This is a genomic window from Arachidicoccus sp. (assembly GCF_050436765.1).
Classification (GTDB): Bacteria; Bacteroidota; Bacteroidia; order Chitinophagales; family Chitinophagaceae; genus Arachidicoccus.
Window position 1 is genome coordinate 3,213 of sequence record NZ_JBNQGD010000003.1, and the last position, 16,321, is coordinate 19,533.

At 37.3% G+C, this 16,321-nt stretch carries 11 protein-coding genes; 5 read left to right on the forward strand and 6 right to left on the reverse strand.

Features of this window, described 5'->3' with window-relative positions:
* From ACQR30_RS00190 to dcd, 3 genes are all read right to left on the reverse strand, one after another.
* Nucleotides 1-2,168 (reverse strand): outer membrane beta-barrel protein (locus ACQR30_RS00190; RefSeq protein ID WP_429729558.1); only part of this gene is annotated, 2,168 nt, incomplete at its 3' end.
* A gap of 66 nt (nucleotides 2,169-2,234) precedes the next feature.
* The gene (locus ACQR30_RS00195; protein ID WP_429729561.1) at nucleotides 2,235-5,060 is read right to left on the reverse strand and encodes an outer membrane beta-barrel protein; all 2,826 of its coding nucleotides are present in this window, start codon (nucleotides 5,058-5,060) and stop codon (nucleotides 2,235-2,237) included.
* 222 nt (nucleotides 5,061-5,282) lie between these two features.
* Entirely contained in the window at nucleotides 5,283-5,819 is a 537-nt protein-coding gene (gene dcd, locus ACQR30_RS00200; RefSeq protein ID WP_429729564.1) for a dCTP deaminase, read from the reverse strand.
* A 157-nt stretch (nucleotides 5,820-5,976) separates the two neighbouring features.
* Between dcd and ACQR30_RS00205 the strand changes: the two genes are divergently transcribed.
* The 5 genes from ACQR30_RS00205 to ACQR30_RS00225 all read left to right on the forward strand — a co-directional run bounded on the left by ACQR30_RS00205 (nucleotide 5,977) and on the right by ACQR30_RS00225 (nucleotide 10,494).
* Nucleotides 5,977-6,516, forward strand: coding sequence for a 4'-phosphopantetheinyl transferase family protein (locus tag ACQR30_RS00205; RefSeq protein WP_429729567.1), 540 nt, complete (start codon nucleotides 5,977-5,979; stop codon nucleotides 6,514-6,516).
* Nucleotides 6,517-6,825: 309 nt separating this feature from the next.
* On the forward strand, nucleotides 6,826-7,773 hold the full coding sequence (locus tag ACQR30_RS00210; protein ID WP_429729570.1) for a UDP-3-O-(3-hydroxymyristoyl)glucosamine N-acyltransferase: 948 nt from the start codon (nucleotides 6,826-6,828) through the stop codon (nucleotides 7,771-7,773).
* Between the two features lie 58 nt (nucleotides 7,774-7,831).
* Entirely contained in the window at nucleotides 7,832-9,286 is a 1,455-nt protein-coding gene (locus tag ACQR30_RS00215; RefSeq protein ID WP_429729573.1) for an NAD-dependent succinate-semialdehyde dehydrogenase, read from the forward strand.
* A 13-nt stretch (nucleotides 9,287-9,299) separates the two neighbouring features.
* The gene (locus ACQR30_RS00220) at nucleotides 9,300-9,731 is read left to right on the forward strand and encodes a VanZ family protein (RefSeq protein ID WP_429729576.1); all 432 of its coding nucleotides are present in this window, start codon (nucleotides 9,300-9,302) and stop codon (nucleotides 9,729-9,731) included.
* A 79-nt stretch (nucleotides 9,732-9,810) separates the two neighbouring features.
* Nucleotides 9,811-10,494, forward strand: coding sequence for a lipoprotein signal peptidase (locus tag ACQR30_RS00225; protein WP_429729579.1), 684 nt, complete (start codon nucleotides 9,811-9,813; stop codon nucleotides 10,492-10,494).
* A 275-nt stretch (nucleotides 10,495-10,769) separates the two neighbouring features.
* Here ACQR30_RS00225 and mgtA read toward each other — a convergent pair whose 3' ends face one another.
* The 3 genes from mgtA to hutG form a co-directional block, all read right to left on the reverse strand.
* Nucleotides 10,770-13,475: a magnesium-translocating P-type ATPase gene (mgtA, locus tag ACQR30_RS00230; RefSeq protein ID WP_429729582.1), complete on the reverse strand. Its 2,706-nt coding sequence runs from the start codon at nucleotides 13,473-13,475 to the stop codon at nucleotides 10,770-10,772.
* Between the two features lie 567 nt (nucleotides 13,476-14,042).
* The gene (gene fumC / locus ACQR30_RS00235) at nucleotides 14,043-15,443 is read right to left on the reverse strand and encodes a class II fumarate hydratase (protein ID WP_429729585.1); all 1,401 of its coding nucleotides are present in this window, start codon (nucleotides 15,441-15,443) and stop codon (nucleotides 14,043-14,045) included.
* Between the two features lie 101 nt (nucleotides 15,444-15,544).
* On the reverse strand, nucleotides 15,545-16,321 hold a 777-nt coding region (gene hutG, locus ACQR30_RS00240; RefSeq protein ID WP_429729588.1), incomplete at its 5' end, for a formimidoylglutamase.

A 16,321-nucleotide genomic window follows, 5' to 3' on the forward strand; every position in this document is an offset into this window, starting at 1 on the left:
GGCGAAGCAAGAGAGAATCCCCAATTGACGTAACCACTTACCGAATAATTACCATTTAAATTGACGGGAATAGACGAGTCACCTCCATTGGATAACCTTGTAATAGAGTTGACAATATTATTTTTCGTAAAACTTCCATTGAGCATGGCAAAAAAGGTATTGTTCGTCTCTTTATTGATATTGGTATATCTTAATAAAAAAGTATTATTAAATTCTTGTTTCAAATCCGGATTACCAGAAACAATATTCAACGGGTTGGAATTGTCGATAACCGGTTGTAATTGCTGCACATTGGGTTGATTGGTCCTTCCATGATAATTAAACCTAAGGCGCTTGTATTGGGAAATCCGGTAAGAAAAGCTTGCAGTTGGATAGAGATTTACATAATGTTGCGTCAAGAATAAATCTTTTGACAAATTATTGCTTTTCAAATTACCTAACTGCACACCCGTACCCGCATTGAAATTAATTATGCCATTATTATACAAATAGCTTAAAGTGGCACGATTTGACTGATAAATATTATCATATTTATTGGTAAGGATTGAATCGGCCAATGTATACTGCATCGTAGCACTATCAAAATTATAAGTTCGCCTATCAGAAGTATTTTCACTAACTGAATTATTTATTTCGAACTGAATTAACTGATGTACCGCAATAGGTTCTGTATAGGCCAAAGTCGTACTAATCGACTTCGAATTGTTATGCGCATTAAATAATTGATTGGTATAGCTTGCACTATCGCTTAGATAAGAAAATATGTCGGAGTAATTTAAGCCGCTGGCGTTTCCAGAATTGGTGCTTAAATTATTATTGATAGAAATAGTACGTCCGGGCTTGAAGAACCGATGGCGAAAAGTAATGCCTACGGCCGCATTTCCACCACTATTTGTGCGGCTATTTTTTGTAAAAGTCTTGCTGATAGCTGTAGAGTCTGCGCCATTTATCATTCTATCGATGAAGCTATTGGTGGTCCCTGAATTGCGACCATTGGAGAAATTGACATCCGCTCTAATTCTTAGTTCGTTTAAGGTGTCGAATTTGGTATCCCAATTCAAATTTACTGCATGATTCTGACTCGAATTATTACTCGTTCTTACCTGACTGGTGTTCTGCGTAGTATCGTTTTGAAATAATCTCTGCGTATAAGATTGAGATGCGGAAATATTATCGCTATTATCATAAGAATAGCTTCCTGTGAAATCTGTTTTCTTTCCAAAATTGTCCCGGTAATTAATAGCTCCCGATATTTTCTTGGACAATCCATTCTGGCCACCTCCAATATCCATTGCAAAGGGTTGCTTATAGGTTTTATTAAATGCTCCAACTAATGAAATTCGTCTATCACCCATAAATCTGAAAACACGTGCGTGTGCATCATAGAACAAATTATTCAATGACGCCTCATCATTTCCAACTGCCGCAGAAGACTTGCCAAACCAACCTTTTCGTTTATTTTTCTTGGTAACAATATTGATAGTTTTAATAGTGTTGCCATCATCGAAACCAGTGAATTCGCTTTGATCGGTCTTTCCGTCAAATACCTGAATTTTTTCTACAACTTCTGTGGGCAAGTTTTGTGTAGCCATCTTTGGATCATTGCCAAAAAATCGCTTCCCGTCCACAAAAATCCTGGCAACTTTTTCTCCCTGGGCAGTTATATTTCCATCGTCATCCACTTCTACACCGGGGAGCTTTTTCAATAAATCTTCGACTACAGCGTTGGGTTTCACACCATAAGCGTCTGCATTGTATTCTGTAGTATCTCCATTCATCTTTACCGGAATAATGGCAGTTACAACCACTGTTCCTAATTCATTGACAGACTCCTGCAATATAATTGGAGGTAAAGAATCATGAGGATGGCCCTGAGATAAACTAATTTCCTTCTCACGTACATCAAAACCTTGATAAGAAACACGCAAAACATAATCTCCAAAAGCCACCTTGGAGAAGGTAAATTGGCCGGCAGTATCCGATAACGTTCTTTTGACAACGGATGAATCTCTTGGATTCAAAAGACTGATAGAAGCGAAACTCAAATTATGAGAAATCGTATCTAAAATACTTCCATTAATTGAACCATAAGAACTGTTTTGTTGCGCATTTACTTTAGAAAAAATAAAACAAAACAAAATAGCACTTACAGTCAAAAGCAACTTCATAATTTATAAGGGGATAATGGATAAAATTGACCTCTTAATGCCAAAATGCCGGTTAATAATGGTCGGTTAAAATCCACCACGACCTCCACCGTGGCCACCACCAAAGCCACCGTGACCACCGCCAAAGCCACCATGATCTCCGCCCCTGTTATTCCAGGACCGATTACCATTCCTATCACCTTTTTTCCCAAATTGTTTAAGATTGTAGGTAAAAGTAAGCAGCACATAACGCTTCAATATATTGGTGGTCGTCTGTGAACTGTAATTACCGTTACGCTGAAAATCGACTCCCTTATTATCATTTAAAATATCATGTAGCGATAAACTGATTTCTCCTGCTTTATTTTTAAATATTTGTTTGGTGACACTTGCATTCCACAGAGGAATTCCGATGTTTTGTCCAGGCGCGTTACCTCTATAAAAGGTATAATCAAAATCAGATGCAATTTGCCAGCCAGAGTTGGTATAAAAAGTACCTTCAAAGGAGGTTGATTGAGAGTAATAATTAGTATTATTGCTATTGGCACCGCTGGTAATACTATATTTCGAGATGTTATAGGCAGGGTTAACTGATATATTAATATCAAAGGATTTATCCATAGAAGTACTCCAACGAATACCTTCTGAAAAAGAAGTGGTATAAGTAAAATTCTTTACACTATCTATCAAACTTGCATTTCGGCTATTAGAAATATTGGTGCTAAAATCAAAATTAGACTTAGGTGATTTTAAGGGGACACCAAAATCAAGGTACCCACGCAATGTATAATCACCATTAATATTTATAGGCACAGTAGATTGTCCGCCATTAGACAAACTAGTAATGGCATTCTGAATATTATTATGGACAAATGACGCATCTATAAATGCAAAGAACGATTTACCGCCGGTCCTGTCAATGTTATTATACCTCAATTGGAAGTGGTTATTAAACTCCTGTTTCAAATTAGGATTGCCAGAAGTAATATTCAGGGTATTTGAACTATCAATAATTGGTTGCAGTTGAGAAATAGACGGTTGGTTGGTTCTTCCTTGGTAGCGGAAGAACAACTTCTGCGTTTTCGAAAAATTATAGGTAAACTTTGCCGTCGGATAAAAGTTTACATAATTATTGGTAATTAAACCGTAGTTCTTGCTTAGGTTGTTGCTTTCCATTTTGCCAAACTGCACGCCACCAGAAAAATTAAAATTAATGGTTTCGTCATTATACATATATCCCAGTGTTCCTCTATTAGACATATATTTATTGACAAAATAGTTCGTTAGCGTATTATTTTGACTAGTATATCCGTTTGTTAAGCTATCAAAATCATAAGTTTTCCTATTGGCTGTGTTGTTAGAGAAGGAATTATTGTATTCTAATTCCAATTGTTGATGCACACCAATAGGTTCCGTATAAGTTAATGTAGTGGAAAGCGAATTATTATTAGTAGTATTTATATTACGTTGATTAATGGTCGTGTCAGTATGCAAAAGCAAATTTTGGGTGCGTGTAAAATTGTTTCCAATACTATTAGAGTTGCTATTACTATACTGCATATCCAAAGTTATGGTACGGCCCTTCTTCGCAAACGCATGCATATAAGTTGCCGCCACACCAGCATTGCGGCTGGTATTGTCAGAATTACGATTCGCATTGGAGAGGGTTTTGGGTATACTCACTCCGTTGGGAAGACTATCAATTTGTGTGCTAGAGATATCGTTACTATTTGACTTATTAAAGGATAGACTTGGTCTAAAACGTAGCTGGTTAGAAGAATCAAACATAGTCGTAAAATTTAAATCAACCGATTGATTCTGCGTCGATGTTTTAGTCGAATCGTTTGAATATGTATTACTATTTTTCGCAGAGTCTGTAAAAAATCTTTGAGTAATTCCATTTTTCAACAAATTTAAATCTGTGCTATTAAAACCATAGTGTCCACTAAAATCAGTTTTTACTTTTTTGCCAAAACTATCTCCAAAAAATAAAAAAGCCGCAGCAGTTTTAGTAAGCCCATTCTTATTGCCTTGGTCAGAACGTGTAAAGTTCTGCACATTTATATTATTTAACTGCCCAAAAAGCCCCACCTTCATATCGCCACTGAATCTCATTATACGCGGTGTTACCGTATACAGTGGATCTTTTAAAGACGCATTATCATTCCCTATACCCGCTGAGGTTTTCCCAAACCAACCATGACGCATGGCAGGCTTGGTAACAATATTAATTGTTTTAATGGTTGTCCCATCATCAAATCCACTAAATTCGCTTTTGTCGCTTTTGCCATCAAACACTTGAATTTTATCTACTACGTCCTTAGGCAAATTTTGTGTTGCCATTTTAGGATCGCTGCCAAAAAAACGCTTACCATCTACAAACACGCGAGAAACAGCCTCTCCTTGAGCGGTAACTTTTCCATCTTTGTCCACCTGTACACCTGGTAACTTTTTCAGCAAATCTTCTACTGTCGCAGTGGGTTTTGTGCCAAAGGCATCGGCGTTATAGGAAGTTGTATCTCCATTTAATGTTACCGGAATAACAGCCGTAACCGTCACAGTACCCAACTCGTTAGTTGATTGCTGTAAAGTAATGTCACCCAAATCTAGAGCAGGTTTGGCATTGGTAAAGGCTACATATTTATTCAGAATTTCGTATCCCTGAAAAGAAATACGTAGGATATAGGTATCTAAGGGTAAATTCGAAAATTTAAAATTACCTACACTGTCTGACAGGGTATTTTTCACAATGGAGGTATCTCGCGCGTTAATTAACGAGATGGATGCCTTATCAACATTATGTGAAATCGTGTCCACAATTACGCCCGACAAAGTACCGGAGGCTACGTTACTTTGTGCCTTTGCAACTGATATACAAAATATCATTAAGCAAACAGATAAAAATTGGCGCATAAAATTTATTTTGGCTTTAAAATTTAAAAGAGGTTCGACTTTTATATTTTCATTAAGTTTAAACGAAGGTCTCTCCCTAAACTTTCAATTAATGAGATATTCGGTAGAAAGGACAAAGGTTTAGGTGAAATGCCGTTAAACATTAAAAATATTGCCCATAAGAAGGCAAATAAATATTTTATCAAAATAAAATATTTATCATTTTTCCCTTAAGTAAAAACTTTAGAATTTATTTTTCCACATCATGCTTTCAATGGGCCTATTGGGCTGACCACTGTATTTAGCATTTTTCTTTTGATTATACTTAACCTCAATTTCTCCATCCACGGGAAAATATATCAGTTGCCCAATGGGCATTTTGGGATAAATACGTACAGGTTGCTTACAAGAGATCTCCAGCGTCCAGTTACCACAAAATCCAACATCTCCTTTCCCGGCTGTCGCATGGATATCAATCCCTAATCGACCAGTAGAAGATTTTCCTTCCAAAAAAGGAACCTGCGCATGCGTTTCTGTATACTCAAGTGTCACGCCCAAATAAAAAATGTGCGGTTGCAAAACGAAGCCTTCTTCAGGGATCTCAAAGTATTCAATAGTATTGTGCTTTTTGGCATCTAATACTTCATCTTTGTATACCGCAAGTGTCGTACCCAAATGCACGTCATAACTATTACTACCCAGGCATTCCCTTTCATAAGGTGATATTTTAATCGTTCCTTTCTCCATCTCCTCCAAAATACGTGTATCTGACAGAATCATGATTTTTACTGTTCGTTTTAGAATATATTTGCAAATATATATTTTATATAAAACAAAATAGATTTTCTACCTACCCATGCCACTGTTTTATCAATTTGATGTGAATGAAAATACGCGGCTTGCTATTTGGCATATCGAAGAAAATGAATCATTTTTTTTGAAAAGAGTTACTCTAAAGAGTGAAATCACACATCCACATAAACGTCTTCAACATCTGGCTGGAAGATACTTGCTCCCTTTTTTATTTTCCGATTTCCCTAATGAGGAGATTTTAATTGCCGATAGCAAGAAGCCATATTTAAAAGATGAGACCTATCATTTCTCTATTTCGCATTGTGGAAATTTCGCAGCGGCAATTGTTAGCAAAACACAAAGAGTCGGAATTGATATTGAAATTTTCACTGACAAAGTTTTTAAGGTAAAAGAAAAGTTTCTAAATAAAGAAGAGAGAGACTTCGCAGAAAAATATCAAAACAACCAGCCCTTGTTTACCACGCTTTGGTGCGCCAAAGAAGCAATTTTTAAATGGTATAGTTTTGGGAAAGTAGATTTTAAAAATAATATTTTATTACAACCATTCATCTTTAATGACGATGGAGTGATCGATACAATTTTTAAAAAAGAAAATAAAAGCATTTCATTGATTACAAAATTCAAGCTATTTGAAAACTTAAGCCTGGCCTGGATTGCAGTATAAAACAAAAATCCCGCAGTAGCGGGATTTAGATAAAAATGTGTTAGTAAGTATGGAATGAAAACTTCCTACCACAATATTAAAACTACTTTTCGCCAATGCAAAATAATTTCCACTATTTTTTATTCACAGTTTGAAAAAAAAGTGTGCATTTCTTTTACGAGAAGAAGGTTCTTTTCAAAAATTTAGAAGATTTATTTAATCAAACATTGATAAACAAAGGCCCGCAAATCTATTAAGCATTTATAACAATATTTAACAAGGAAATAAAAACAACATTTGTATTTTTAAGAAAACAACAAAACAAATAGCATGCAATTCCCTACATCCATAAGTTTAAAGCAAATAAGCGATTTAATAAACGCCGAAATTATTGGCGACGAAAATGCCGAAGCTAAAGGCATTAACGAAATACATAAAGTAGAAGACGGCGACTTGGTTTTTGTGGATCATCCAAAATATTATGCAAAATGCTTACAAAGCGCAGCTACACATATCATCATCAATACAAAAGATATTGAGGTTCCCAAAGGAAAAAATTTATTATACGTAGAAAATCCGTTTGAAGCATATCTCACTATCGTCAACCATTTCAGACCATTCACTCCTGCAATGGAAGCTATTAACAGCAACGTACAAATAGGTGAAAATACCATTATCATGCCCAATGTTTTTATCGGTAAAGATGTAAAAATCGGCAACAACTGTGTCATCTATCCAAATGTTTCATTGATGGATTATACGGAGATCGGCAACAATGTTATTATCCAATCAGGAACAGTAATTGGCAGTGACGCATTTTACTACAACACAAAAAAAACGCAAGACGTCTGGTACAAGAAAATGCAAAGTTGTGGCAATGTACGTCTGGAAGATTTCGTGGAAATAGGTGCCGCCTGCACCATTGACCGGGGTGTTACAGCAACCACCGTAATTGGACAAGGCACAAAAATTGATAACATGGTACATATCGGTCATGATACCCAAGTAGGAAAGAATTGTTTATTCGCAGCACAAGTAGGTATTGCAGGTGCCGTAGTTATTGAAGATGGTGTTACGCTTTGGGGGCAAGTGGGTGTAGGAAAAACATTGACCATTGGCGAAAACGCTGTGGTAATGGCTCAAGGCGGTGTTCCTTCTTCTTTAAAAGGTAATAAAACTTATATGGGGTTCCCGGCAGAAGATGCCGGAATAAAGAGGCGCGAATATGTGTGGATAAGACGCATTCCGGAAATTTGGGAGAAAGTAATGAAGGCTTAAGTGAGCATTCGCTACGAACGCCGCAGCCTTCTATTGTTTAATTTTTAAAATCTTTATTATGGAATTAAAAAATAAGCGTTTACTACAAACAGAAACATTTATCGATAATAAATTTTCTAAAAGTACTGACAAGTCTGCATTTGAAGTAACCAATCCTGCAAACGGAAAAGTAATTTGCACTGTAGCCAATGCAACAGAAAAAGATACTTATAGAGCCATTTCCGCGGCAAATAAAGCTTTCATTAATTGGAGCACCACCAGTGTTCTGGAACGCTCCAAATTATTAAGACGTTGGTATGAATTAATCGTCGAAAACAAAGAAGACCTAGCCTTCATATTAACGACCGAACAAGGAAAACCTTTAGGTGAAGCCTTGGGAGAAATCAACTATGCCGCAAGTTTTGTGGAATGGTTTGCAGAAGAATGTAAAAGAACCTATGGCGAAACAATTCCCTCTAGTAATAATGCCAAAAGATTAAAAACCATTAAACAACCTATCGGTGTTGTTGCAGCCATTACCCCCTGGAACTTTCCAACTGCGATGATTACACGCAAAGTGGCACCGGCTATTGCAGCAGGCTGTACCGTTGTGCTGAAACCGGCAGAAGATACACCTTTGAGCGCGTTAGCTTTAGCAAAATTAGCTTTAGAAGCGGGCATTCCAAAAGGAGTCCTAAATATTTTACCTACAACTAATTATAAAGAGATTGGTGAAATTTTAACCACCCATCCAGACATCGCGAAAGTTTCCTTCACCGGCTCCACTGCTGTTGGTAGATTATTAATGCGACAGTCTGCTACCACGTTAAAAAAACTTTCTCTCGAACTTGGAGGTAATGCACCTTGCATTATTTTTGATGATGCAGAAATGGATAACGCTGTAAAAGGTGCTATGGCTACTAAATATAGAAATGCTGGACAGACCTGCGTTTGCGCGAATAGAATTTTAGTTCAGAAAAGTATCTATTCCAAATTTATGAAAAAATATGCCGAGGCCGTAGAGGCTTTAAAAGTAGGAGACGGAACAAAAAAGAATATCACTATCGGCCCGCTGATTAATCAGGAAGCGATTGATAAAGTCAATAATTTATTAAAAGACGCGACTGAAAAAGGTGCAAAAATTTTATTAGGAGGCGGCAAGCACAAAGCAGGAAAATTATTTTTTCAACCAACTATTATCACGCATTGCTCAAGTAAAATGCAACTAAGCAAAGAAGAAATTTTCGGGCCGGTATCTTCCATTTTTATTTTTGAAACAGAAGAAGAGGCTATTGAGATGGCCAATGATACAGAATACGGTTTAGCGGCTTATTTCTTCTCTACAAACATCAATCGTATCATTCGTGTAAGCGAACAATTACAATATGGCATTATCGGCATCAACGATGGAATAATTTCAACAGCCGAGGCGCCATTTGGCGGCATCAAGCAAAGCGGCTTTGGCAAGGAAGGAAGCTTTTATGGAATTGAGGAATATCAAATTACTAAATATATTTGCACCGGAAATTTATAAGCAAACCCTCAAAATGAAAAGAAAAACATCTTTCGTACGTTTCATACCATTCCTTCTTTGGATTGTTTTGGTATATATTCTATTGACATTGCCGGGAAAAGATTTTGGCAGCTTAGAAATCGATATTCCCAACTTGGATAAGATCGTGCATATGGGCTTGTTTGGCGGTGTGGTTTTCTGGTTTGGCTTCGCCTTTTTTAAAACAGGATTGAAGAAAAGCAAGAAAAGAATAATACTGATTACCTTACTCTCCTGCATATATGGTATAACAATGGAATATGTACAGAAATATTTCACACACCATACACGCGATTTTTCATATGGAGATATGATAGCCGACTCTCTAGGAGCTATTATTGCTTTTTTTCTGGTAGAATGGATAATAAAAAAATATCAGACTCATCAATTAACAAAGTTAGGCAACAATACTACCTCATCAGAATAAAAAGGACTATATACTCAGTGTGGAAAGAGCATTTTTCTATTATCTTTGCTCCGAATTTATTGTATAAAAATATCCAAACTTGAAATCTTCATCTTTAAAAGGAACTTATATTGCCGGTTTTATCATTTTGCTTTTGGCAATTGATCAGACCCTAAAGTTTTTTATCAAAACGCATTATTACCTAGGCGAGGAACATTATGTAATAGGCCATTGGTTTCGTCTACATTTTGTAGAAAACGAAGGAATGGCTTGGGGATTAAAATTCGGCGGTAATTTTGGCAAAATTATACTTACTTTATTTCGTTTGGTGGCGGTTATTTGGGGTACTTTTTATTTAAGGAAGTTGATTCAGAAAAAAGCCAAGATGGGCTTTATCATTTGTATATCCTTAATATATGCCGGTGCTGCAGGAAACCTTATCGACAGTATGTTTTACGGATTGATCTTTAATGCGAGCGATCCCTACATTCAAAATGTAGCTCATTTTTTGCCAAGACACGGCGGCTACGCACATTTTTTACATGGACGTGTCGTAGACATGCTTTATTTCCCAATGATTGATACAGAGCTACCCAAATGGGTTCCTTTCTATGGCGGTAAAGAATTTACGTTCTTTGATCCTGTATTTAACTTAGCGGACTTCTACATTTCTTTTAGCTTCTTTGTATTAATCATTTTTCAAAAAAGATTCTTTCCTGAAAGGCAAGCTGGGCAGAAAGAATTAAACACCACTTCCAAAGACAAGGCGGGTATCACCGAATAACTCTCACATACGTTATTTGCCCATTTAAGTTTCTTACAAAGGAAATTGTATTGATACACCCCGTCGATATGGCCAATTATTTTCATTGGCTTTGCCAGACATTTTCAATCTGATCTCTTGTCCTTTTCGCGGTTGCCAAGCGTCGTTTGACTCGCCTACCTACCCTATTTGGCACAAATGGAAATCTATTACTATTATCTCAAATTAACTTTTTTTAACCCGGCGATAGCTCCACTTTATAGACTTTACGGAATACAAGACACCAAAAGTTGTTGCTAAAGCCATTGGTCGAATTTCTTAATAAACCAAGTTTTGAGCATTTGCATGATTAGACAATAGCTTAACAAAACACCAATCAGCCACGGAAAATAACTTAAAGGCAACGGTTGCATTTTAAAGGCGGTCGCCAATGGCGAAAAAGGGATAAAAATACCTATCGCCATAATCAGCGAAGTAGAAGCTAAAAGCGGCGTAGATGCCCAACTCTGTATAAAAGGTATTTTACGCGTGCGAATCATATGAACGATTAACGTTTGCGATAATAATCCTTCCACAAACCAGCCCGTTTGAAATAGACTTTGGTGTGCCGGTGAATTGGCTTTAAAAACAAAGAACATAATTGCAAAGGTGGCATAATCAAATATAGAACTGATTGGGCCCATATAGGCCATAAATTTACTAATACCCCCGGCACTCCATTTTTGTGGTTTCTGAATGAACTCTTCATCCATCTTATCCCAGGGAATAGAAATCTGAGACATATCATATAATAAATTTTGCACTAATATCTGAATAGGTAGCATTGGCAAAAAAGGGAATATTGCACTAGCGCCTATCATACTAAACATATTACCGAAGTTGCTACTAGCAGTCATCTTGATATATTTAATAATATTACCAAAAGTGCGCCGGCCATAAATGACACCTTTTCGTATCACCATCAAATCTTTCTCCAATAAAATAATGTCCGCACTTTCTTTAGCAATATCCACAGCAGTGTCCACAGAGATGCCTACATCCGCATTACGCAGTGCCACAGCATCGTTAATTCCGTCTCCCATAAAGCCAACTGTATGCCCCTTGCTTTGCAAAAGCTGTACAACCCTCGATTTTTGAAGTGGACTTAGTTTGGCCAGTATGCTGATGTTGTCAATTTCCTTCAGCAAGTCTTCATCGCTCATTTTTTCCAACTCCGTTCCCAACACAATATTATTGACAGGAATTCCTACATCCTTACAGATTTTTTTCGTTACAATTTCATTATCTCCTGTCAAGACTTTGACCTGTACGCCCAATTTCTGTAACCCTTCAATAGCGGGTCTAGCCGATGGCTTTGCAGGATCCAAAAACCCGATAAATCCGGTAAGTATCATATCTTTTTCGTCATCCACAGAATAGTTTAATGGCCGTTCATCATATTCTTTAATAGCCACAAGTAAGACCCTCAAACCCTCTTCATTTAAGGTTTTCGAAGTTTTAAGTACCATGGCCCTGGCCTTTTGGTCCAACGGAATTACTCTATCATTTTCTATGTGCAATTGTCGATCTTCACCAGGATCAAATACCTGTGTACATAAATCCAGCATCTCTTCCACTGCCCCTTTACAAATTAATAGATGCTTTCCATTGTGTCGTTCCAGAATCACACTCATTCTGCGCCGTTGGAAGTCAAAAGGTATTTCATCAATTTTTTGAAAATATTCTTCTACCTTTAAATAATCGTGCAGCTCGGTATGTTCAAGTACAGCAGCATCCAATAAATTCTTCAATCCGGTTTGATGATAACTATTAAGATAGGCCCATTTCAATACTTCATCGTCAGAATCTCCGAATACATTCAGATGCCGCTCCAATACAATTTTATCCATCGTAAGTGTACCGGTCTTATCGGTACACAAAATATCCATGGCGCCAATATTCTGAATGGCATTCAGCCTTCTTACAATTACCTTTCTTTTACTCATATTCACAGCGCCTTTGGCAAGATTGGCTGTGACAATCATAGGAAGCATCTCAGGTGTAAGGCCAACTGCGATCGATATACCAAATAAGAAGGCGTCAAGCCAATTTCCTTTGGTAAGCCCGTTTATCAAAAACACCAAAGGGACCATTACCAACATATACTTAATCAACAACCAACTCACTTTGTTGATGCCCTTATCAAAACTTGTCTCTGCACGTTTTCCACTAATTGCTTTGCCAATAGAACCAACATATGTATTGCTGCCCGTATGTACAATAATACCGACAGCTGTACCACTAACAACATTGGTACCCATAAAACAAATATTATCCCATTCTATTACCGACTTCTTATAGGCTTCTGCAAGAGCATTCCCCTGTTTTTCGATTGGTAAAGATTCTCCCGTTAATACAGCCTGTGATACAAACAAATCTTTGGACTGCAGGATGCGGCAATCCGCCGGAATCATGTCTCCTGCACTCAGAAAGATAATATCCCCCGGCAATAATCTTTTTATATCAATTTCTTCTTTGCCTCCTTCCTTTCTTAAAACCGTAGCAGTAGTTTTCACCAGGCTTTTCAGTTGTTCTGCAGCACGATTGCTAGAAAACTCCTGCCAAAAACGTAACAAAGAACTCAGCACGACCATAATGACCACAATAATTACGGTAGTATAATCCGCCTGTCCCGGAGCGACCAATATTACATCTGTAATAAAAGAAATGATAGCAATGACAACCAGCACGCCAATGAATGGATTGAGGAAAGCTTCAACCAACTGTTTAAACCAAGAAGGCGCCTTTTCATGCGATATTTCGTTGATACCGTATTGTAATTGCCTTTCGTCTATATCGTCTTCGCCAAGACCCTCCATAGAGCTTTTCAGGTCATTAAAAATACCTCGATTATCGTATCCTGCTATTTGTTTTAAATGGGAAATATTTTTATCTTCTATCGGATTTGATTTTAAAAAAACGGCTTTAGCTTTTAGCCGTTCTTTCAAATTATTTTTATTCATATATTTTTTTTGAATAATTGATAACTGATATATTAATTTCCCCAAAGAAAATTAGCAATAGAATTTAGCCTTATTAATGTACCTCAAGGAACAACGCTTTATCCAATACGGGCAGAATTGAAAAGGGGAAAGAGCATTTGGCAAAAAGTGTGTCTAATCGCCATTGTCCGCTATAAATACACAAGCCGATAAAATATTGGGCTTCCCCTTTTGGGCAATAAATTTAAAGAAGCGTCTATTTTGCGATAGATGACTTTCACGACAAATACAAATGAGTGGTAATCTCTGAACATAACAATTGCTTTTTTGTTCCCTCTGAGACGGGAATCAGCAATGCTGTCCAATCAATAAGAAGGGATGAATAATGAAGGTCTACTTCGAGATTCGGTATCCATATAATTACTTTTAAATTTCGCGACGCGAAGGTAGGAGAAAATTTAAATTGCACAACAAATAAATTCGTACTGTTGTTGCAAAATGCAGAAAACAGGCGGCTCTCTCAAGCGCCTGTTTAAAAATAGAATAGAAAATTATTAGGACTTGTTGCCCACTTTAATTATTAATAATTCATTTTATATCTCCACACATATTGACAGGTACGACCCATTCATCAAATTGCTCAGGTGTCAGATAGCCTAAGGCCACCGCCGTTTCTTTTAAGGTACCGCCATTCTTGTGTGCAGTTTGCGCAATTTCTGCGGCCTTATAATATCCAATTTTCGGATTTAAGGCCGTCACCAGCATCAAACTATTATCTACATGCTTTTTAATATTGGCCTCAATTGGTTCAATACCCTCAGCGCATTTATCGTTAAAACTAGCACAACCATCTCCTATTAATCTCGCGCTGTGCAAGAAATTGAAAATCATTACCGGTTTAAAAACATTTAATTCAAAATGACCGGTAGCACCACCAATATTAATGGCAACATCATTGCCCATAACTTGTGCGGCGATCATCGTCAAGGCCTCACACTGCGTGGGATTTACTTTACCAGGCATAATGGAAGAACCAGGCTCATTATCAGGAATATGAATTTCGCCAATGCCACTTCTCGGTCCGCTTGAAAGCATACGGATGTCATTGCCTATTTTCATCAGACTTACTGCAACGGTTTTCAAAGCACCATGCGCTTCAACAATGGCGTCGTGAGCAGCTAAAGATTCAAATTTATTTTCGGCTGTTATAAATGGTAAACCGGTAAGTTGGGCAATATTTTTCGCTACCAGTTCAGAATAACCTTTGGGTGTATTCAACCCCGTACCTACCGCTGTTCCACCCAAGGCCAATTCAGACAAATGAGCCAAGGTATTTTTTATAGCGCGAATGCCGTGTGTCAATTGTGCGGCATAACCGCTAAATTCCTGACCCAGCGTCAGCGGTGTTGCATCCATAAAATGTGTACGGCCAATTTTTACCACATGCTTAAAATCTTCTGATTTCTTTTTTAAAGTATCACGTAGTTTCTCTATCGCCGGGAGGGTATTTTCCATTAAAATCTTATATGCCGCAATATGCATCGCCGTCGGAAAAGTATCGTTGGATGATTGTGATTTATTCACGTCATCGTTAGGATGCAATACTTTTTCTTTATCTGTTAAACTTCCACCGTTTAATACGTGAGCGCGATAGGCGATCACTTCATTTGCATTCATATTACTTTGTGTTCCACTACCTGTTTGCCAAACTACCAGCGGAAATTGATCATCCAATTTTCCCTCCAAAATTTCATCAGCAACTTTACCAATCAATAGCGATTTTTCTTTTGGCAAAACCCCCAACTCCTCATTGGTAATCGCCGCTGCTTTTTTCAAATAGGCAAAAGCCTTAATAATCTCCTTGGGCATCTTATTAATATCCTGTGCTATTTTGAAGTTCTCAATACTACGCTGTGTTTGCGCACCCCAATAAACATTCGCAGGTACTTTTACCTCACCCATTGTGTCTTTTTCAATACGAAATTCCATATCGATATTAGTTTTATTATTGAAAGAAAGTGCAAATATACTTTACTATTCTTTAGCTATTAGCGGTTCACAAATTTTAGAACAAAGTATAAAACGGAATATTATTTTTCTTCATTTAACTTTACCCAATCGAAAACAATACTGGCCGCCAGTTTTGCTGTGTGGTCATCAATATCAAAACCCGGGTTAAGCTCCGCAATGTCCATCGAAATGACCTTTTTACTTTCTACAATACATTTTAATATCTCATAAAAAACCAGGTCGCATCTGATGCCTGTTGCAGAGGGTGCTGAAACGCCCGGCGCATCAGCACTTGCAAAAACATCCATATCAATGGTCAGGCAAATAATATCTGTCTTATCCATAAATGTCCGAATCTTACTTTTTATTCCTGCTAAATTAGAAAAATGGAAATCCCTTGCTAAGATATGCTCAACATTCAATTCGTCGGCCCGATCAAAAAGCTCAAGTGTATTGCCCGATTCCAGTATGCCGATAGCAAAATATAAAAAATCATTCTTTTCCGTTTTACAATCTTGTGCTATCTGATAAAAGCCTGTACCAGATGTAGCAGCTCTTTCAGCTACAGAGCGCAAATCAAAATGTGCATCAAAATTGATAACCCCTATCTTCTTAGAGAGATAATTTTTTTTAACTCCTCCATAATGCCCATATAAAATTTCGTGCCCACCACCCAACAAAACAGGAAAGCCTCCATTTTTAAGTATCTCTGAAACGGCAATGGACAACTGATTTTGTGCTTCTTCTAAATTTCTATTTGTACAAACAATATTACCCAGATCAAACATCCTCTGCTGAGTAGAGAAATGTGCTGGTAGATTAGATAATGTGCTCCGCAAAACCTTTGGCCCCCTGGC